Source organism: Salinarimonas rosea DSM 21201 (genome assembly GCF_000429045.1).
Taxonomy (GTDB): domain Bacteria; phylum Pseudomonadota; class Alphaproteobacteria; order Rhizobiales; family Beijerinckiaceae; genus Salinarimonas; species Salinarimonas rosea.
The window spans coordinates 1-19,252 of the sequence record NZ_AUBC01000025.1 but is presented as its reverse complement, the minus strand read 5'-3'; the positions used below and the strand labels follow the sequence as shown (position 1 = coordinate 19,252).

The 19,252-nt window shown below is 71.0% G+C and carries 15 protein-coding genes; 12 read left to right on the top strand and 3 right to left on the bottom strand.

From position 1 onward, the window contains the following. Positions 1 to 39 precede the first annotated feature (39 nt). A complete protein-coding gene (locus G407_RS0117235) occupies positions 40 to 2,529 on the top strand; it encodes a ligase-associated DNA damage response DEXH box helicase (protein WP_029031825.1) in 2,490 nt (829 codons plus the stop codon). A 196-nt stretch (positions 2,530 to 2,725) separates the two neighbouring features. Here G407_RS0117235 and G407_RS0117230 read toward each other — a convergent pair whose 3' ends face one another. Both G407_RS0117230 and G407_RS30645 read right to left on the bottom strand, forming a co-directional pair. Then, positions 2,726 to 2,998 carry a GIY-YIG nuclease family protein gene (locus G407_RS0117230; protein ID WP_043540103.1) on the bottom strand — a complete coding sequence of 91 codons (273 nt, stop codon included), beginning with the start codon at positions 2,996 to 2,998 and terminating at the stop codon, positions 2,726 to 2,728. Positions 2,999 to 3,441: 443 nt separating this feature from the next. Beyond that, a complete protein-coding gene (locus G407_RS30645; protein ID WP_029031823.1) occupies positions 3,442 to 4,086 on the bottom strand; it encodes a DsbA family protein in 645 nt (214 codons plus the stop codon). A 200-nt stretch (positions 4,087 to 4,286) separates the two neighbouring features. Between G407_RS30645 and G407_RS0117220 the strand changes: the two genes are divergently transcribed. Together G407_RS0117220 and hisD are read left to right on the top strand one after the other, a co-directional pair. Continuing rightward, the gene (locus G407_RS0117220) at positions 4,287 to 4,757 is read left to right on the top strand and encodes a DUF2948 family protein (RefSeq protein ID WP_029031822.1); all 471 of its coding nucleotides are present in this window, start codon (positions 4,287 to 4,289) and stop codon (positions 4,755 to 4,757) included. Further along, on the top strand, positions 4,757 to 6,049 hold the full coding sequence (hisD, locus tag G407_RS0117215) for a histidinol dehydrogenase (protein ID WP_029031821.1): 1,293 nt from the start codon (positions 4,757 to 4,759) through the stop codon (positions 6,047 to 6,049). Before G407_RS0117220 ends, hisD begins: the two co-directional genes overlap by 1 nt. A 53-nt stretch (positions 6,050 to 6,102) precedes the next feature. Here hisD and G407_RS0117210 read toward each other — a convergent pair whose 3' ends face one another. Beyond that, positions 6,103 to 8,166: a methyl-accepting chemotaxis protein gene (locus tag G407_RS0117210; protein ID WP_029031820.1), complete on the bottom strand. Its 2,064-nt coding sequence runs from the start codon at positions 8,164 to 8,166 to the stop codon at positions 6,103 to 6,105. Between the two features lie 265 nt (positions 8,167 to 8,431). On the opposite strand from G407_RS0117210, the gene G407_RS0117205 reads away from it, so the two are divergent. The 9 genes from G407_RS0117205 to lpdA all read left to right on the top strand — a co-directional run bounded on the left by G407_RS0117205 (position 8,432) and on the right by lpdA (position 19,180). Further along, the gene (locus G407_RS0117205; RefSeq protein ID WP_245259119.1) at positions 8,432 to 9,043 is read left to right on the top strand and encodes a TetR/AcrR family transcriptional regulator; all 612 of its coding nucleotides are present in this window, start codon (positions 8,432 to 8,434) and stop codon (positions 9,041 to 9,043) included. Between the two features lie 321 nt (positions 9,044 to 9,364). Beyond that, positions 9,365 to 10,327, top strand: coding sequence for a malate dehydrogenase (gene mdh / locus G407_RS0117200; RefSeq protein WP_029031818.1), 963 nt, complete (start codon positions 9,365 to 9,367; stop codon positions 10,325 to 10,327). Positions 10,328 to 10,408: 81 nt separating this feature from the next. Further along, positions 10,409 to 11,605, top strand: coding sequence for an ADP-forming succinate--CoA ligase subunit beta (sucC, locus tag G407_RS0117195; protein WP_029031817.1), 1,197 nt, complete (start codon positions 10,409 to 10,411; stop codon positions 11,603 to 11,605). A gap of 41 nt (positions 11,606 to 11,646) precedes the next feature. Further along, complete coding sequence (locus G407_RS0117190) at positions 11,647 to 11,889, top strand: ribbon-helix-helix protein, CopG family (RefSeq protein WP_029031816.1); 243 nt, start codon at positions 11,647 to 11,649, stop codon at positions 11,887 to 11,889. A gap of 4 nt (positions 11,890 to 11,893) precedes the next feature. Further along, a complete protein-coding gene (locus G407_RS0117185; protein ID WP_052341508.1) occupies positions 11,894 to 12,298 on the top strand; it encodes a PIN domain-containing protein in 405 nt (134 codons plus the stop codon). Positions 12,299 to 12,321: 23 nt separating this feature from the next. Next, complete coding sequence (gene sucD, locus G407_RS0117180; protein ID WP_029031814.1) at positions 12,322 to 13,206, top strand: succinate--CoA ligase subunit alpha; 885 nt, start codon at positions 12,322 to 12,324, stop codon at positions 13,204 to 13,206. Positions 13,207 to 13,384: 178 nt separating this feature from the next. Next, positions 13,385 to 16,348: a 2-oxoglutarate dehydrogenase E1 component gene (locus G407_RS0117175; RefSeq protein ID WP_029031813.1), complete on the top strand. Its 2,964-nt coding sequence runs from the start codon at positions 13,385 to 13,387 to the stop codon at positions 16,346 to 16,348. A 78-nt stretch (positions 16,349 to 16,426) separates the two neighbouring features. Beyond that, the gene (gene odhB / locus G407_RS0117170; RefSeq protein WP_029031812.1) at positions 16,427 to 17,701 is read left to right on the top strand and encodes a 2-oxoglutarate dehydrogenase complex dihydrolipoyllysine-residue succinyltransferase; all 1,275 of its coding nucleotides are present in this window, start codon (positions 16,427 to 16,429) and stop codon (positions 17,699 to 17,701) included. A gap of 75 nt (positions 17,702 to 17,776) precedes the next feature. After that, positions 17,777 to 19,180, top strand: a complete 1,404-nt coding sequence (gene lpdA, locus G407_RS0117165; RefSeq protein WP_029031811.1) for a dihydrolipoyl dehydrogenase — start codon at positions 17,777 to 17,779, stop codon at positions 19,178 to 19,180. Positions 19,181 to 19,252 lie beyond the last annotated feature (72 nt).

Below are 19,252 nucleotides of genomic sequence, written 5' to 3'. Positions count from 1 at the left end.
GTCTGGTCCGCCCCGCACGCAGACCCCATATCACCGGGCGTGCCAGCCGCTCCCGCCATCCTTCCCGAACGCTTCCAGGCCTGGTTCGCCGGCCGCGGCTGGGCGCCGCGCGCGCACCAGCTGTCGCTCCTCGCGCTCGCCGAAGAGGGCCGCTCGGCGCTGCTCGTGGCGCCGACGGGGGCGGGCAAGACGCTGGCGGGCTTCCTGCCCTCGCTCGTCGAGCTCTCGGGCGCCCGGCACGCGCGGGCGAACCGGCGCAGCCTGCACACGCTCTACGTCTCGCCCTTGAAGGCGCTCGCCGTCGACGTCGCCCGCAACGTCGAGGCGCCCGCCGCCGAGATGGGCCTCGCGCTCGCCATCGAGACCCGCACCGGCGACACGCCCTCGCACAAGCGCGCCCGCCAGATCGCGCGGCCCCCGGACATCCTGCTCACCACCCCCGAGCAGCTGGCGCTGCTCTTGGCCCATCCCGACGCCCGCGACCTGTTCTCCAACCTGCGCCGCATCGTCCTCGACGAGCTGCACGCGCTCGCGCCCTCGAAGCGCGGCGACCTGCTCTCGCTCGGCCTCGCGCGGCTGTTCGCGCTGGCGCCGCAGGCCTCGGCCGTGGGGCTGTCCGCGACGGTGCGCGACCCCGTCGTCCTCGCCCGCTACCTGACCGCGGACCCGGATCGGCCCGCCGAGATCGTCGTCGCGCCGCCCGGCGCGGCGCCCGACATCCGCATGCTCGAGGGTCCCCGGCTGCCCGCCGCGGGCCATACCGCGGCGGCGGCGATGCCGGAGATCTACCGGCTGATCCGCGAGCACGGCACCTCGCTCGTCTTCGTCAACACCCGCATGCAGGCGGAATACGTCTTCCAGGCGCTGTGGCGCCTCAACGAGGATGCGCTGCCCATCGCGCTCCACCACGGCTCGCTCGACGTCGAGCAGCGCCGCCGGGTGGAGGCGGCGATGGCGGCGGGCAAGTTGAAGGCCGTCGTGTGCACCTCGACGCTGGATCTCGGCATCGACTGGGGCAACGTCGATCTCGTCGTCAACGTCGGCGCGCCCAAGGGGGCGAGCCGCATCATCCAGCGCATCGGCCGCGCCAACCACCGGCTCGACGAGCCCTCGCGCGCCTACCTCGTCCCGGCCAACCGCTTCGAGATCCTGGAATGCCGCGCCGCCCTCGACGCGGTCGAGGAGGCGGCGCAGGACACGCCCGACCCCCATCCCGGCGCCCTCGACGTGCTCGCCCAGCACATCCTCGGCATGGCCTGCGCCGAGCCGTTCCAGGCGGACGACCTCTACCGCGAGGTGGTCGGCGCCGCGCCCTATCGCGGGCTCGACCGCGAGACCTTCGACAAGGCGATGAGCTTCGTCGCCACCGGCGGCTATGCGCTGCGCTCCTACGAGCGCTTCGCCCGCATCGTCGAGGGCCCGGACGGGCGCTGGCGCGTGCGCGATCGCTTCGTCGCCCAGCAATACCGCATGAACGTCGGCACCATCGTCGAGGCGACGATGGTCAAGGTCCGGCTCGGCCGCCCCGCCGCCGCCGGGCGGCCGATGTCCCGCGGCGGGCGCGTGCTCGGCGAGGTCGAGGAGTACTTCGCCGAGACGCTGACGCCCGGCGACACCTTCCTCTTCGCCGGCGAGGTGCTCACCTTCCACGGCCTCACCGAGGACGCGGCGCTGGTCTCGCGGGCGAGCGCGGGCACCGACCCGAAGATCCCCTCCTACGCCGGCGGCAAGTTCCCGCTCTCGACCTTCCTCGCGGAGCGCGTGCGCGGCTTCCTCGCCGACCGCGACAGCTGGGAGCGGCTCCCCGCCCAGCTCGTCGAGCTGCTCGAGGCGCAGGGAGAGCGCTCGCTCCTGCCGGACCGCGAGGGGCTTCTCGTCGAGACCTTCCCCCGCGCCGGGCGGCACTACCTCGTCGCCTACCCGTTCGAGGGCCGCCTCGCGCACCAGACGCTGGGCATGCTGCTGACGCGGCGGCTCGAGCGCGCGCGGCTCAAGCCGCTCGGCTTCGTCTGCAACGACTACGGCCTCGCGGTGTGGGGCCTGCGCGACCTCTCGCTGGAGGAGGCGCGCAACCCCGGCTTCCTCGCCGAGCTGTTCGCGCAGGACATGCTCGGCGACGACCTCGAGGAGTGGCTGGAGGAATCCGCGCTGATGAAGCGCACCTTCCGCTACTGCGCGGTGATCGCCGGGCTGATCGAGCGCAATTTCCCCGGCCAGAAGAAGACGCAGCGCCAGGTCACGGTCTCGACCGACCTCGTCTACGACGTCCTGCGCCGGCACGAGCCGGACCACATCCTCCTGCGCGCCGCCCGCGCCGACGCCGCCACCGGCCTCCTCGACCTCGAGCGGCTGGCCGCCCTCCTCGCCCGCATCAGCGGCCGCCTGACCCACCGGTCCTTGCCCTGCGTCTCCCCGCTCGCCGTCTCGGTGATGCTCGAGATCGGCCGCGAGACGGTCTACGGCGAGGGCTCGGACGAGATCCTGGCGGAAGCGGAGGCGATGCTGATGGAGGAGGCGCTGGGCGGCTAGCGTGTCATCCCGGATTGCGAAGCAAGTCCGGGACCCAGAACCACAGGTGTTCGTCGAGCGGCGCGCCAGCGCCGCGGCGGGAACGGCTTCCGGCAGCGTCCATGGACGCGCGCGCTCCCGCGCACGCTGAGACACACCCCAGCGGTTCTGGGCCCCGGGCCCGCTTCGCGACCCGGGGTGACAGCCCTGCCGGTGACTACCAGTCCGAGAGCGGTGGCGTCAGGTCGGACCAGAGCGGGTTCATGTCCTCGACGAGCCGTATCTTCCAGTCCCGCCGCCATCGCTTCAGCCGCTTCTCGCGCGAGATGGCCTCGTCGATGCGTTCGTGACCCTCGTACCAGACGAGCCGGTGCACGCCGTATCGCTCGGTGAACCCCTTGTAGACACCGAGCTTGTGCTCGTGCAGGCGCCGCGCGAGGTCGCGGGTCACGCCGAGGTAGAGCGTTCCGTGCATGCGGCTGGCGAGCATGTAGACGTAGTACACGGGAGCGATCTCGTGTCGACTCTCTCCAGAATATGCAACCTGCGTTACAAGCGCAACCCCTGTCATCCCGGATGCCGAAGGCAGTCCGGGACCCAGAACCACAGGCCCCCATCGAGCGGCGCGCCAGCGCCGCGGCGGGGACGGCATCCGGCAGCGTCCATGGACGCGCGCGCTTCGCGCACGCTGAGAGACAAACCTGTGTTTCTGGGCCCCGGGCCCGCTTCGCGACCCGGGGTGACAGAGGTGTCATCCCGGACGGCGAAGCCGATCCGGGACCCAGAACCACAGGTCCCCATCGAGCGGCGCGCCAGCGCCGCGGCGGGAACGGCTTCCGGCAGCGTCCATGGACGCGCGCGCTTCGCGCACGCTGAACAGAACACCTATGGATCTGGGCCCCGGGCCCGCTTCGCGACCCGGGGTGACAGCGGTCAGCGGGCGAGTGCCGCCTCCACCATCGCCACCGCCTCCTCCGGCGCCACAGCCCCGGCGAGGATCTCCACGAGCCCGCCGTCCGCGTCCTCCAGGAACAGCGCGGGATAGCTCACGATGCCGCGCTTCCGCTCGGCGTCGAACATCGCCATCGTCTCCGCGAAGGCCTCCGGCGCCGTCCAGCGCGCGAGGAGCGCCTCCGCGTCGAGCCCGGCTGCGGCGGCAACGCGCACCACGGTGCGCGGGTCGTCGGGGACGCGGCCCTCGCCGTAGAGGGCCTCGCAGAGCCCCGTCGCGACGTCGAGCCCGGCCTCCTCGCCCCCGATCTCCCGGGCGATCCGCGCGGCGCGGCAGGCGGGCTCGGAGCGGGAGACCCAGCGGCCGGGCTCGAGCACGCGCTCGAAAAAGGCCGGGCCCGCCTTCACGCCGGTGCGGGCGCGAACCTCCTGCAGGCCGCGCATCAGGTAGGGCGCGTCGAGCCCGATCATGCGCTCGCGCGAGCCGGTGACGAGGCCGCCCATCGCGACGCGGAACCTCGCCTCGCCGGCGAAGCGCTGACGCAGCCGGCGCAGCGTCGGGCCGAAGCCCCAGCACCAGCCGCAGAGCGGGTCGTGGGCGACGACGAGCGTCGGCAGGGCGGTCATGCGCGGCACCTCCTGAAGCATGTGCCGGACATGGGTCGCGCCGTGCCGCGCGCAAGGCGCGGCGCGCGAAAGCCATGGGTCGCGCCGGCCCGCGCGCAAGGCGCGACGCACGAAAGCACGGCATGCGCGGGCGGGCGGTTGCGCGGGGGAGGCCCCCTCTCTATCTCACTGGAAACCCCGTGCTGCCGAGGTGTGAACCGATGGATCTCCTCAAGCTGGTCGCGTTCGACGAGGAAGACCTCGCCGTGGTGTCGGCCCACCTCCAGGATGCCGCCGTGCGCGTGGAGGACGTCGCCTATCTCCCGAAGGAAGGCCGCTTCGCCCTGTGCGCGCGCCGCTTCGACTGGGAGAGCGACCCCGACGAGCCGCCGCGCCGGCGCCTCACCGGCCTGCATTTCGAGCGCGTGCTCGCCGTGCGCTGCAGGAACATGGACCCGCGCCGCAAGGACGAGGTCCTCAACCTGCTCGCCGTCACCTTCGAGCCGATGGCCGCGCCCGCCGGCTGCGTGACGCTGATCTTCTCCGAGGACCGCGCCATCCGCGTCGAGGTCGAGTGCCTCGAGGCGCAGATGAAGGACATGGGTCCCGTCTGGGAGGTGGAGAACCGCCCGGCGCACGAGGCGCCGGCGATCCTCGACGTCGCGCCCGAGCCCCGCGGGGACCGGGGCTGATGCCGATCCGTCTCGACGCGCGCGCCCCCGGCTTCGCCGAGGCCTTCGAGGCCCTGCTGGGCATGAAGCGCGAGGCCTCCGAGGAGGTCGACGGCGTGGTGCGCGACATCATCGCCGACGTGATCGCCCGGGGCGACGCCGCGCTCGTCGACTACACCGCCCGCTTCGATCGCCTGACCCTCGCGGCGGACGGCCTGCGCATCGGCGCCGGCGAGCTGGAAGCCGCGGAAGCCGCCTGCGACCGCACGGCGCTCGACGCGCTGCATCTCGCCCGCGAGCGCATCGCCAGCTACCACGCGGCGCAGAAGCCGCAGGACATGCGCGAGACGGACGCGCTCGGCGTCACCCGCGGCTGGCGCTGGACCGCGGTGGAGGCCGCGGGGCTCTACGTTCCCGGCGGCACCGCGAGCTATCCCTCCTCCGTCCTGATGAACGCGGTCCCCGCCCGCGTGGCGGGCGTCGAGCGGATCGTCATGTGCGTGCCGACCCCCGACGGCGCGGTCGACCCGCTGGTGCTCGCCGCCGCGCGGATCGCCGGCGTCGACGAGGTCTATCGCGTCGGCGGCGCGCAGGCGGTCGCGGCGCTCGCCTACGGCACGGCGACGATCGCGCCGGTGGCGAAGATCGTCGGCCCGGGCAACGCCTACGTCGCCGCCGCCAAGCGCCGCGTGTTCGGCCAGGTCGGGATCGACATGATCGCCGGCCCCTCCGAGGTACTGATCCTCGCCGACGGCGAGGCGAACCCCGACTGGGTCGCCGCCGATCTCCTGGCCCAGGCCGAGCACGACGCCGCCGCGCAGTCCATCCTGATCACCGACAGCGCGGCTCTGGCGGACGCCGTCGAGGCGGCGGTGGAGCGGGCGCTTTCGACGATGTCGCGGGCCGAGATCGCAGGCGCCTCCTGGCGCGACTTCGGCGCCGTGATCGTGGTGCCGGATCTCGACGGCGCGATCCCGCTCGTCGACCGGCTCGCGCCGGAGCATCTGGAGATCGAGACCGCCGATCCCGAGCGGCTCGCCGCGCGGGTGCGCAATGCCGGCTCGATCTTCCTCGGCGCCCATACGCCAGAGGCGATCGGCGATTACGTCGGCGGGCCCAACCACGTCCTGCCGACGGCGCGCTCGGCGCGCTTCTCGTCGGGCCTGTCGGTGCTCGACTTCATGAAGCGCACCTCCATCCTGTCGCTGACGCCCGAGGCCCTGCGCGCGCTCGGCCCCGCCGCGATCGCGCTCGGCCGCGCCGAGCGCCTCGACGGCCACGCCCGCTCGGTGGCGATCCGGCTCAACCTCTGACGAGGCGGGCCGGCGGGCGGGGCGCGGTCCGGCGGACCGCTCCCTGCACCGGCTCAGGCCGCGGCGACGGACTTCAGGAAGGTCTCGATCTCGCGCTCGAGGTCGCTCGTCGCGGCACCGACCGTGCGCGACGCCTCGAGCACGCGGCCCGCGGTCGTGCTGGTCTCGCCCACGGCGGCGGTGAGGCGGCCGATGTCGTCGGCGACGACGCCGGTCTGCGACGCCGCGCTCTCGACGTTGCCGCTGATCTCCCCGGTCGCCGCGCCCTGCTCCTCGATCGCCGAGGCGATGGCGGTGGCGTAGCCGCGCACGTCGTCCATGGTCGTGGTGATGCCGGCGATCGATTCCACCGTCTCGCCGGTCGCCTCCTGGATGGCGGAGACCTGGCTCGCGATCTCCTCGGTCGCCTTGGCGGTCTGCTCGGCGAGGTTCTTGACCTCGGCCGCGACCACCGCGAAGCCGCGACCGGCCTCGCCCGCGCGGGCGGCCTCGATCGTGGCGTTGAGCGCGAGCAGGTTGGTCTGCTCGGCGATCGCCTGGATCAGCCCGATCACCTCGCCGATCCGGCTCGCGGCCGAGGCGAGCTCGCCCACCTTGACGTTGGAGCGCTGGGCGCGCTCGGACGCGACCGCCACGATCTCCGTCGTGCGGGTGACCTGCGAGGCGATCTCGCCGATCGAGGCGGAGAGCTCCTCGGCGGCGGTCGCCACGGCACGGACGTCCTCGGAGGCGCGCCCGGCCGCCTGGCGGGCGCTCTCCGCGCGCCCGGCGCTGCCGTCGGCGAGCGCGGTGAGCTCGGTCGAGACGCGGTCGAGGTCGCTCGCCGAGGCGGCTGCCCGCCGCACCAGCGCCTCGGCGGTGGCGCGGAAGCCCTCGACGAGGCCTTCGATGCGGGCCTGACGGGCCCGGTCGCGCTCCTGCGCCCGCGCCTGATCCGCGGAGAGCGTCTCGCGCTCGAGCGCGCCGTCGCGGAACACCGCGACCGCGCGCGCCATCTCGCCGATCTCGTCGCCGCGCTCGGTTCCGGCGATCTCGGTTCCGGTGTCGCCCTCGGCGAGGACGCGCATCCGCGCCGTCATGGCGAGGATAGGCCGGGCCAGGGAATGCGCGGTGAACCAGACGACGACGAGCACGACCGCGAGCGCCGCGAGCGCGGCGAGGATCATCGAGTTGCGCGCGGACACCGCATCGGCGACGAGCGCCTCCATCGGCACCGTGACGACGAGGCGCCAGGTCTCGTCGAGCCCGTCGAAGGCGACCGGCGTCGAGAGCGCGAACTGCTCCACCCCGGCGGCGTCGACGAGCGCGCGCCCGACGCCCGCGGGCGCCGCGAGCATCTCGCGGATCGCGGGGTCCGTCACCGGCTGGCCGAGGCGCGCCGCGTCGGGATGGGCGACGTAGAGGTCGTCGGTCGCCACCAGCATCACCGAGCCGACGCCGAAGGGACGCAGCTCCCCGATCGCCGCCGAGACGTCGGTCAGGGGCAGGTCGGCGGTGAAGATGCCTACCGCGCGGCCCTCGCGCCGCACGACCGTGCTCACCGTGGTCATCAGCACGTCGACGCCTTCGACCGGGTAGGTGTAGGGCGGGGTGATCAGGTCGCGGTTCTCGCGCATCGGCCGGTCGTACCAGCCCTCGGTGCCGGCTTCGGGGGTCATGATCAGCTTCTCGACGCCGAGCGAGCCGTCCGCGGCGCGGAAGAAGTAGGGCACGAACCGGCCCGCATCGTCGGAATAGGGATGGCCGACATGGTCGGCGTCGCGGCCGTCGAGCGCGTTCGCGTCGAAGGCGAGCGTCATGCCGACGAGCTCGGGCTGGGCCTCGACGTTGGCGGCGACGTAGGCGCCGAGGGCGTCGCGGTCGACCGTTCCCTGCGCCAGCATGCCCGACACGCCGCGCGCGCCCATCCGGGCGGCGAGCACCGCGCGGCCGATGTCCTCCGATACCGTCGCCGCCGTGCGCTCGAGCTCGGCGGCGGCCGTGCGCTCGGACTGCGCCCGCACGGACGCGGTCATGATCGCCGAGCCGATGAAGGTGACGGCCGCCATCGCCACGACGAACAGGAGGCCCGAAAGCACGATGAGCTTGGAGCGGATGGAGAGGTTGGTGAACTGCACGTCGACCCCCTTGCAGGCGTGCCGGAGACGTCCGCATGGACGATGAGTTCTGGATAGGTGATCAGAGTTTCCCTTTGGTAAAACGGCACCGATACTAGAGATTGCTTTCGCGTCCGGTGCAGCGGGCGCCCGCCACCTCCCGCGGTGGCCGGCGCCGGCAGCAGGGTCCTGCGTCGGTCGAGGAAGCGGGGCGGGGAGGTGCCGGCCGCGATCTTGCTCTAGGATGCGCCGATCGCCCCAGGAGCCCGCACGAGGAGCCCGCCCCTTGCCGCCGCGCCCGCCCGCCGAGACCGCTACCGACGTGCGCCTCCTGCGCATCGCCACCGACCACCTCGCGCGCTTCGGGCCGCGGCGGCTGACCGTCACCGGCGTCGCGGAGGAGGCGGGAATGACGCACGCCAACGTCTACCGCTACTACCCGTCCAAGGCCGACCTGATCGACGCCATCGCCGGGCGCTGGCTGCGGGAGGTCGAGGACGCCCTCGCCGACATCGTCGACGGGCCCGACCCCGTCGACGACAAGCTGGAGCGCTTCGTGCTCGCCATCGCCCGCGCCTACCGCGACTGCGCGGTGGAGAACCAGGCGGTGTTCGACGTCTACGTCTCGGCGGTGGAGGCCTCGCGCGGGATCGCCCGCAAGCACCGCGGCCGCCAGCTGCGGCTGCTGGAGCGCATCCTCGAGGAGGGGATCGCCACCGAGGCCTTCGCGCCGCGGGACCGGGAGCGGGCGATGGCCTTCGTGATCGACGCCGTGCAGCGCTTCGTGAACCCCGTCATGGTGCGCATCGACGTGCGGGTGCCCGCCTCGGTCCTCGACCAGCGGCTCTCGACCATGCTCGACGTCGTTCTGCGCGCGTTGCACGCGGGCTGGGTTTGAAGTCTCCGCGTGCGGCAGGGAATCATCAACCATGACGAATGTCGAGAATTGTAATCCGTCATTTCCACTCGCTGGATGCTGCCGCCGGCCGGCCGGCACTCCTGCCTCCCCTCCAAGTCGTTGACTTGCCTCTTTTTTTCGCGGCGCCTGCGACGCTCGTCGGGTGCGCGGCGGCCGCGACCCCGTCCGAGAGCCTAGGGTTTGCAACGGGTTGAACGCGAACGGCTCTTGGGGTTTAAGCACGCGGAAACCCGCGCCCGGCGTCCGCGACGCGAGAGGGTCGCGGCTCGACGGTCAAAACCTGGAAGAGGCGTTTCCCTCATGGCACGCAAGAAGATCGCGCTCATCGGCGCCGGCCAGATCGGCGGCACGCTCGCCCACCTCGTCGGCCTCAAGGAGCTGGGCGACGTGGTCCTGTTCGACATCGCCGAGGGCGTGCCCCAGGGCAAGGGCCTCGACATCGCCGAGAGCGCCCCGGTCGACGGCTTCGACGCGGCCTACAGGGGCACGCAGGACTACGCCGACATCGCCGGCGCCGACGTGGTGATCGTCACCGCCGGCGTCCCGCGCAAGCCGGGCATGAGCCGCGACGACCTGCTCGGCATCAACCTCAAGGTCATGCGTGCGGTCGGCGAGGGCATCAAGGCGCATTGCCCCGACGCCTTCGTGATCTGCATCACCAACCCGCTCGACGCCATGGTCTGGGCGCTGCAGAAGTTCTCCGGGCTGCCCGCCAACAAGATCGTCGGCATGGCCGGCGTGCTCGATAGTGCGCGCTTCCGCCACTTCCTGGCCGACGAGTTCCAGGTCTCGGTGGAGGACGTCACCGCCTTCGTGCTCGGCGGCCACGGCGACGACATGTGCCCGCTCGTGCGCTACTCGACGGTCGCCGGCATCCCGCTGCCGGACCTCGTGGCGATGGGCTGGACCACCCAGGAGAAGCTCGACGCCATGGTCGAGCGCACCCGCAAGGGCGGCGGCGAGATCGTCAACCTGCTCAAGACGGGCTCGGCCTTCTACGCGCCGGCGGCCTCGGCCATCGCCATGGCCGAGAGCTACCTCAAGGACAAGCGCCGGGTCCTGCCCTGCGCCGCGCACCTCACGGGCCAGTACGGCGTCTCCGACATGTTCGTGGGCGTGCCGATCGTGATCGGCGCCAACGGCGTCGAGAAGATCGTCGAGGTCTCCTTCACCGCCGACGAGAAGGCGATGTTCGAGAAGTCGGTCGCCGCGGTGAAGACGCTGATCGAGGCCTGCAAGGGCATCGAGCCGGCGCTCGCCTGACGTCACGCATCGCACGCGACGGCGCGAGGCCCCCGGCCGCGCCGCCGCCCGTCCCGATCCCCACAAGGGTGGACCGATCTCATGAACATCCACGAATACCAGGGCAAGGCGCTTCTGAAGGAGTTCGGCGCGCCCGTCTCCCGCGGCGTCGCGATCTTCAAGGCCGAGGAGGCGGAAGCCGCCGCCAACGAGCTCGGCGGCCCGCTCTGGGTCGTCAAGAGCCAGATCCACGCGGGCGGCCGCGGCAAGGGCAAGTTCAAGGAGGCCGCCGCCGGCGAGAAGGGCGGCGTGCGGCTCGCCAGGTCCGTCGACGAGGTGAAGCAGTTCGCCCGCGAGATGCTCGGCAACACGCTGGTCACCGCCCAGACCGGGCCCGAGGGCAAGCAGGTCAACCGCCTCTACATCGAGGACGGCTCGGACATCGAGAAGGAGTTCTATCTCTCCGCCCTCGTCGACCGCTCGACCGGCTTCGTCGCCTTCGTGGTCTCGACCGAAGGCGGAATGGACATCGAGGAGGTCGCGCACCGGACCCCCGAGAAGATCCTCACGCTGACCGTCGACCCGGTCACCGGCCCGATGCCGCATCACGGCCGCTCGGTGGCCAAGGCCCTCGGCCTCTCGGGCGATCTCGCCAAGCAGGCGGCGACGCTGATCGGGCAGCTCTACACGCTCTTCGTCGAGAAGGACGTGGAGATGCTCGAGATCAACCCCTTGATCGTCACCAAGGACGGCCGGCTGCGCTGCCTCGACGCCAAGGTCTCCTTCGACTCGAACGCCATGTTCCGCCATCCCGAGGTCGCCGAGCTGCGCGACCTGACGGAGGAGGACGACAAGGAGATCGAGGCCTCGAAGTACGACCTCGCCTACATCGCGCTCGACGGCACGATCGGCTGCATGGTCAACGGCGCCGGCCTCGCCATGGCGACGCTCGACATCATCAAGCTCTACGGCGAGGAGCCGGCGAACTTCCTCGACGTCGGCGGCGGCGCCTCCGAGGAGAAGGTCACCGCGGCCTTCAAGATCATCACCGCCGACCCGAACGTGAAGGGCATCCTGGTCAACATCTTCGGCGGCATCATGAAGTGCGACGTCATCGCGCGGGGCGTGATCGCGGCGGTGAAGGCGGTGGGCCTGCAGGTGCCGCTGGTCGTGCGCCTCGAGGGGACGAACGTCGAGGAGGGCAAGGAGATCATCCGCTCGTCCGGCCTCAACGTCATCCCCGCCGACGACCTCGACGACGCGGCGCAGAAGATCGTCGCCGCGGTCCGCGGGGGCTAACTGAGGAAGGCGCCGACGCGCGCTGCCCGAGGAGAGACGTCATGACGTCCATCACCGTCGAGATCGACGACGAGCTGCTCGAGAAGGTCGCCGCCCACGCGGCGGCCCGCGGCACGACGCCGGACGGGCTCTTGCGGGACTACCTGGAGCAGCTCGCGAAGGGGCCGACCGATGCGGATGCCGATCTCGAGGCCATGCGCCGTCGCATTCGCGAGCTACGCGCGCAGTCACCGCTCGAGGTCGGGCCCGTGACCTGGACGCGGGAGTCGCTCTATGAGCGTTGATGCGATGGTCGACACGAACGTTCTCGTCTACGCGGCCTCTCATGCCGAGATCGACGCCGACAAGACGCGCGCCGCCGCCGATCTCCTCGACCGTCTTCGGATCGGGATCTCCGCGCAGGTGCTTCAGGAGTTCATCGTCACGACCACCCGCAAGGTGCACCGCTCCTGGTCGACTGCCGATGCGCAGGCTTGGCTGGACGCGCTCCGCCCGATGCCATGCATTCCGATCGACGCCGCGCTGGTGCGTCGGGGCGCAGCCATCGCGACCGAGTACCGGATCTCGTATTGGGACGGCGCCATCCTCGCCGCCGCGCACGCGCTCGACGCACCCGTCCTCTACACCGAAGACCTGAATCACGGGCAGCGCTACGGCGCCGTCCAAGTCGTCAATCCGTTTCGCCCGAACTGAGGCTGCCCGGCCCGGAGGCTCACTTGTCCATTCTCATCGACGCGAACACCAAGGTCATCTGCCAGGGCTTCACCGGCAAGAACGGGACCTTCCATTCCGAGCAGGCCATCGCCTACGGCACGAAGATGGTCGGCGGCACCTCGCCCGGGAAGGGCGGCGCGACCCACCTCGGGCTGCCCGTCTTCGACACGGTGCGCGAGGCCCGCGAGGCCACGGGTGCCGACGCCTCGGTGATCTACGTGCCGCCCCCGGGCGCCGCCGACGCCATCCTCGAGGCGGTCGACGCCGAGATCCCGCTCATCGTCTGCATCACCGAGGGCATCCCGGTGCTCGACATGGTGAAGGTGAAGCGCGCCCTCTGCGGGTCCAAGTCGCGGCTCGTCGGGCCGAACTGCCCCGGCGTGGTCACCGCTGGCGAATCGAAGATCGGCATCATGCCGGGCAACATCTTCAAGAAGGGCTCGGTGGGCATCGTCTCGCGCTCGGGCACGCTGACCTACGAGGCCGTGTTCCAGACCTCGAACGAGGGCCTGGGCCAGACCACCGCGGTCGGCATCGGCGGCGACCCGGTGAAGGGCACCGAGTTCATCGACGTGCTCGAGCACTTCCTCGCCGACGACGCCACGCAGTCGATCGTCATGATCGGCGAGATCGGCGGCTCGGCCGAGGAGGACGCGGCGCAGTTCCTGGCCGACGAGGCCAAGCGCGGGCGCAAGAAGCCGATGGTCGGCTTCATCGCCGGCCGCACGGCCCCTCCCGGCCGGCGCATGGGCCATGCCGGCGCCATCATCTCCGGCGGCAAGGGCGGCGCCGAGGACAAGATCGCGGCGATGGAGGCGGCGGGCATCAGGGTCTCGCCCTCGCCCGCGCGCATCGGCAAGACGCTGGTCGAGGTCCTGAAGGGCTGAGACGCGCGTTGGTTAACGCGACGAGAAGGAGGCCGCGGTAGGATCCGCGTCCTCTACCCAGACCCGGCCGGGGCGCGCGCCCCGGGGGGAGGCCGGGTGAGGCAGCCGGGGGCGAGGCATCGCCCCCACGAGATCCCGGCGCGGAGCGCAACCGCGCTGAACCGGACGAACGAACGCCATGGCACGCCAGAACGACGCCAACGAAGGTTTCCTCCAGACCTCCTTCCTCTCGGGCACGAACGCGGCCTACATCGAGGAGCTCTACGCCGCCTACACACGCGACCCGCACGCGGTCGACGCGGAGTGGCAGGCCTTCTTCGGGGCGATGAAGGAGGAGAGCACCACCGTCGCCAAGAACGCGCAGGGCGCCTCCTGGAAGCGGCCGAACTGGCCGATCCCGATGAACGGCGAGCTCGTCTCCGCGCTCGACGGCAACTGGATCGAGGTCGAGAAGCACGTCGGCGACAAGCTGAAGGCCAAGGCGCAGTCCAAGGGCGTCGAGATCAGCCAGGCCGAGGTCCAGCAGGCGACCCGCGACAGCCTGCGGGCGCTGATGATGATCCGCGCCTTCCGCATGCGCGGCCACCTGCACGCCAACCTCGACCCGCTCGGCTTCGAGAAGCGCGTCTCCGACGAGGAGCTCTCGCCGGCGCATTACGGCTTCGCGCCGGAGGACTACGACCGCAAGATCTTCCTCGACATGGTGCTCGGCCTCGAGTTCGGCACCGTGCGCGAGATCCTGGCGATCCTGGAGCGGACCTACTGCCAGACGCTCGGCGTCGAGTTCATGCACATCTCGGATCCCGTCGAGAAGGCCTGGATCCAGGAGCGCATCGAGGGTCCCGACAAGGAGATCGCCTTCACCCGCGAGGGCAAGCGCGCGATCCTCAACAAGCTGGTCGAGGCGGAGGGCTTCGAGACCTTCCTCGACCGCAAGTATACCGGCACCAAGCGCTTCGGGCTGGACGGCGGCGAATCCCTGATCCCGGCGCTCGAGCAGATCATCAAGCGCGGCGGCAACCTCGGCGTTAAGGAGATCGTGCTGGGCATGGCCCATCGCGGGCGCCTCAACGTGCTCACCCAGGTGATGGGCAAGCCGCACCGGGCGCTGTTCCACGAGTTCAAGGGCGGCTCCTTCGCCCCCGACGAGGTCGAGGGCTCCGGCGACGTCAAGTATCACCTCGGCGCCTCGTCGGACCGCACCTTCGACGGCAACAACGTCCACCTGTCGCTGACCGCCAACCCCTCGCACCTCGAGATCGTCGATCCCGTGGTGCTCGGCAAGGTGCGCGCCAAGCAGGACCAGCACAAGTGCCCGCCGGACCTGCGCACGGCGGTGCTGCCGCTGCTGCTGCACGGCGACGCGGCCTTCGCCGGGCAGGGCGTGGTGGCCGAGTGCCTCGGGCTGTCGGGCCTGAAGGGCCACCGCACCGGCGGCTCGATCCACTTCATCATCAACAACCAGATCGGCTTCACCACGAACCCGCGCTACTCGCGCTCCTCGCCCTATCCGTCGGACGTGGCGAAGATGGTCGAGGCGCCGATCCTGCACTGCAACGGCGACGATCCGGAATCGGTGGTCTTCGCCGCCAAGGTCGCGACCGAGTACCGCCAGCGCTTCCAGAAGCCGGTCGTCATCGACATGTTCTGCTACCGGCGCTACGGCCACAACGAGGGCGACGAGCCGTCCTTCACCCAGCCGCGCATGTACAAGATCATCCGCGAGCATCCCTCGACGCTGGAGCTCTACGGCCGCAAGCTCGTGGCCGACGGCACCGTCACCGAGGCCGAGATCGAGGAGATGAAGGCCTCGTTCCGCAAGCGCCTCGACGAGGAGTTCGACACCGCCACCGCCTTCAAGCCGAACAAGGCGGATTGGCTCGACGGACGCTGGGCCGGCCTCAAGGCCGTCAAGGAGGACGTCGACGATCCCCGCCGCGGCCGCACCGGCATCGAGCCCGAGATGCTCCAGCAGATCGGCGCGGCGCTGACGACGGTGCCGGAGGGCTTCGCCGTCCACCGCACCATCAAGCGCTTCCTCGACAACCGCAGGAAGATGCTCGAGAGCGGCGAAGGCATCGACTGGGCGACCGCCGAGGCGCTGGCCTTCGGCTCGCTGCTGCTCGACGGCCACCGCGTGCGGCTCTCCGGCCAGGACTGCGAGCGCGGCACGTTCTCGCAGCGCCATTCCGTGCTCCTCGACCAGGAGACCGAGGAGCGCTACACGCCCTTGAACCACATCGCCGAGGACCAGGCGCACTACGAGGTCATCAACTCGATGCTGTCGGAGGAGGCGGTGCTCGGCTTCGAGTACGGCTACTCCCTGGCCGAGCCCAACGCGCTGACCCTGTGGGAGGCGCAGTTCGGCGACTTCGCCAACGGCGCGCAGGTCGTGTTCGACCAGTTCGTCTCCTCGGGCGAGCGCAAGTGGCTGCGCATGTCGGGCCTCGTCTGCCTGCTTCCGCACGGCTACGAGGGCCAGGGGCCGGAGCACTCCTCCGCACGGCTCGAGCGCTTCCTGCAGATGTGCGCGGAAGACAACATGCAGGTCGCCAACGTCTCGACGCCGGCGAACTACTTCCACATCCTGCGGCGCCAGCTCAAGCGCGAGTTCCGCAAGCCGCTGATCCTGATGACGCCCAAGAGCCTGCTCCGCCACAAGCGCTGCGTCTCGACGGCGGAGTATTTCGGGCCGGACTCCGCCTTCCACCGCATCCTGCACGACGACGCCCAGTACGGGGTCGGCGACATCCAGCTCGTGCGCGACGACAAGGTCCGCCGCGTGGTGCTGTGCTCCGGCAAGGTCTACTACGACCTGTTCGAGGAGCGCGAGAAGCGCGGCGTCAACGACGTCTACCTGCTGCGCGTCGAGCAGCTCTACCCGTTCCCGCTCAAGTCGCTGCAGCAGGAGCTCTCGCGCTTCAAGAACGCCGACGTGGTCTGGTGCCAGGAGGAGCCCAAGAACATGGGCTCCTGGACCTTCGTCGAGCCCTACCTCGAGTGGGTGCTGCGGCACGCCGGCTCCAAGGTGGCGCGCCCGCGCTATGCCGGGCGCCCGGCCTCGGCCGCCACCGCCACGGGCCTGATGTCGAAGCACCTCCACCAGCTCCAGGCCTTCCTCGACGAGGTCTATGCCGGCTGACGCCGGTGCCCCGGCCCGCCGCCCCGCGCGGCGGGCACCCCGCCCCTCCTCTCCCGTGCGATGAAGCGACCCGAACCGATGGCCACTGAGATCCGCGTCCCCACCCTCGGCGAATCCGTCAGCGAGGCGACCATCGCCCGCTGGTTCAAGAAGCCCGGAGAGGCCGTCGCCGCCGACGAGCCCCTCGTCGAGCTCGAGACCGACAAGGTCACGCTCGAGGTGCCCGCGCCCGCCTCCGGCGTGATCGCCGAGATCGTCCAGGCGGAGGGCGCGACGGTGGAGCCGGGGGCCGTCCTCGGCACGATCGACGAGGGCGGCACGGCCGCGGCCGCGAAGAAGACGGAAAAGGCGGAGGAGAAGCCGGCCGAGAAGCCTGCGCCCGCCGCGAAGCCCGCCGAGGCCCCGGCCGTCTCGACGCAGGGCTACGGCAATGCGCCCAAGACCGGCCTCGCCACCGAGGATCACGGCCCGGCAGTGGGTCGCCTCGCCCGCGAGAGCGGCGTCGACCCGGCGCAGGTCGCGGCCTCGGGCAAGGACGGGCGCGTCACCAAGGGCGACATGCTCGCCGCCATCGCCGGCGGCGGCGCCCAGGCTCCGGCCGCTCCCGCCCCTGCGCCCGCGCAGATGCGCGCCCCCTCCGCGCCCGACGACGCGTCGCGCGAGGAGCGCGTGCGCATGACGAAGCTGCGCCAGACCATCGCGCGCCGCCTCAAGGACGCGCAGAACACCGCCGCCATGCTGACGACGTTCAACGACGTCGACATGTCGGCCGTGATGGAGATGCGCAAGACCTACAAGGACGTGTTCGAGAAGAAGCACGGCGTGAAGCTCGGCTTCATGGGCTTCTTCACCAAGGCCTGCGTGCAGGCGCTCAAGGAGCTCCCGGCGGTCAACGCCGAGATCGACGGCACCGACCTCGTCTACAAGAACTACTATCACGTCGGCATCGCGGTCGGCACCGAGAAGGGCCTCGTCGTGCCGGTGGTGCGCGACGCCGACCAGATGTCCATCGCCGAGATCGAGAAGCAGATCGGCGTCTACGGCAAGAAGGCCCGCGACGGCAAGCTCTCCATCGACGAGATGCAGGGCGGCACCTTCACCATCACCAACGGCGGCATCTACGGCTCGCTGATGTCGACGCCGATCCTCAACGCGCCGCAGTCGGGCATCCTCGGCATGCACCGCATCGAGGAGCGCCCCGTGGTGCGCGGCGGCCAGGTGGTGGTGCGCCCGATGATGTATCTCGCGCTCTCCTACGACCACCGCATCGTCGACGGCAAGGAGGCCGTGACCTTCCTCGTGCGGGTGAAGGAGGCGCTGGAGGACCCGGCGCGGCTCGTTCTGGATCTCTGATCCCGCGCCGACCACCCTCCCGATTTACCGGCGCGCGCACCTCCGCGCGCCGCCCACGACTTCGAGGCTTGCTTCATGTCCACCTACGATCTCGTCATCATCGGAACCGGCCCGGGCGGCTATGTCTGCGCCATTCGCGCGGCGCAGCTGGGGCTCAAGACCGCCGTCGTCGAGAAGCGCGAGGCGCATGGCGGCACCTGCCTCAACGTGGGCTGCATCCCCTCGAAGGCGCTGCTCCACGCGTCCCACCTCTACGAGGAGGCGGCGCATCATTTCGGTGCCTTCGGCATCGAGGTGGGCACGCCCAAGATCGACCTCCAGAAGATGCTCGCCTTCAAGGACGAGGCGATCGCCGGCAACACCAAGGGCGTCGAGTTCCTCCTGAAGAAGAACAAGATCGACGCCCATCGGGGCACCGGCAGGATCCTGGCCGCCGGCAAGGTCGAGGTGACCGCCGACGACGGCACGAAGACGACGCTCGAGACGAAGTCGATCGTCGTCGCCACCGGCTCGGAGGTGGTCTCGCTGCCCGGCATCACGATCGACGAGAAGCGCATCGTCTCCTCCACCGGCGCCCTCGACCTCGAGCAGGTGCCGGGCCACCTGGTCCTGATCGGCGGCGGCGTGATCGGCCTCGAGCTCGGCTCGGTCTGGCGGCGTCTCGGCGCCAAGGTGACGGTGATCGAGTATCTCGACCGGATCCTGGCCGGCATCGACGCGGACACGGCGAAGCAGTTCCAGCGCATCCTGGCCAAGCAGGGCATGACCTTCAAGCTGTCGTCCAAGGTCACCGCGGCGACGGCGACGGACGCGGGCGTCACGCTCCAGGTCGAGCCGGCGAAGGGCGGCGAGGCCGAGACCATCGAGGCCGACGTGGTGCTCGTGGCGGTGGGCCGGCGCCCCTACACCGACGGGCTCGGCCTCGAGGAGGTCGGCGTCGCCAAGGACGAGAAGGGCCGCGTCGCCATCGACGCGCACTACGCCACCAACGTCCCGGGCATCTACGCCATCGGCGACGTCACCACCGGCCCGATGCTCGCCCACAAGGCCGAGGACGAGGGCGTGGCGCTGGCCGAGATGCTCGCCGGCAAGGGCGGGCACGTGAACTACGGCGTCATCCCCAACGTGGTCTACACCTATCCGGAGGTCGCCGCCGTCGGCGCGACGGAGGAGGACCTGAAGGCTCAGGGCATCGCCTACAACGTCGGCAAGTTCCCCTTCACGGCCAACGGCCGCGCCAAGGCGAACCTGATGACCGACGGCTTCGTCAAGATCCTGGCCGACGCCAAGACCGATCGCGTGCTCGGCGCCCACATCGTCGGGCCGGAGGCGGGCAACCTGATCCACGAGATCGCGGTCGCCATGGAGTTCGGCGCCTCCTCCGAGGACGTCGCCCGCACCTGCCACGCGCACCCGACGCTGGCCGAGGCGGTGAAGGAAGCCGCGCTGGCGGTGGAGAAGCGCGCGCTGCACATGTGAGGGCGCGGCACGAGCCGCGTCGCGGAGGCCTTCGGCGGGCGCGCCCCCCTTCTCCTTCCCTGTAGGGGAAGG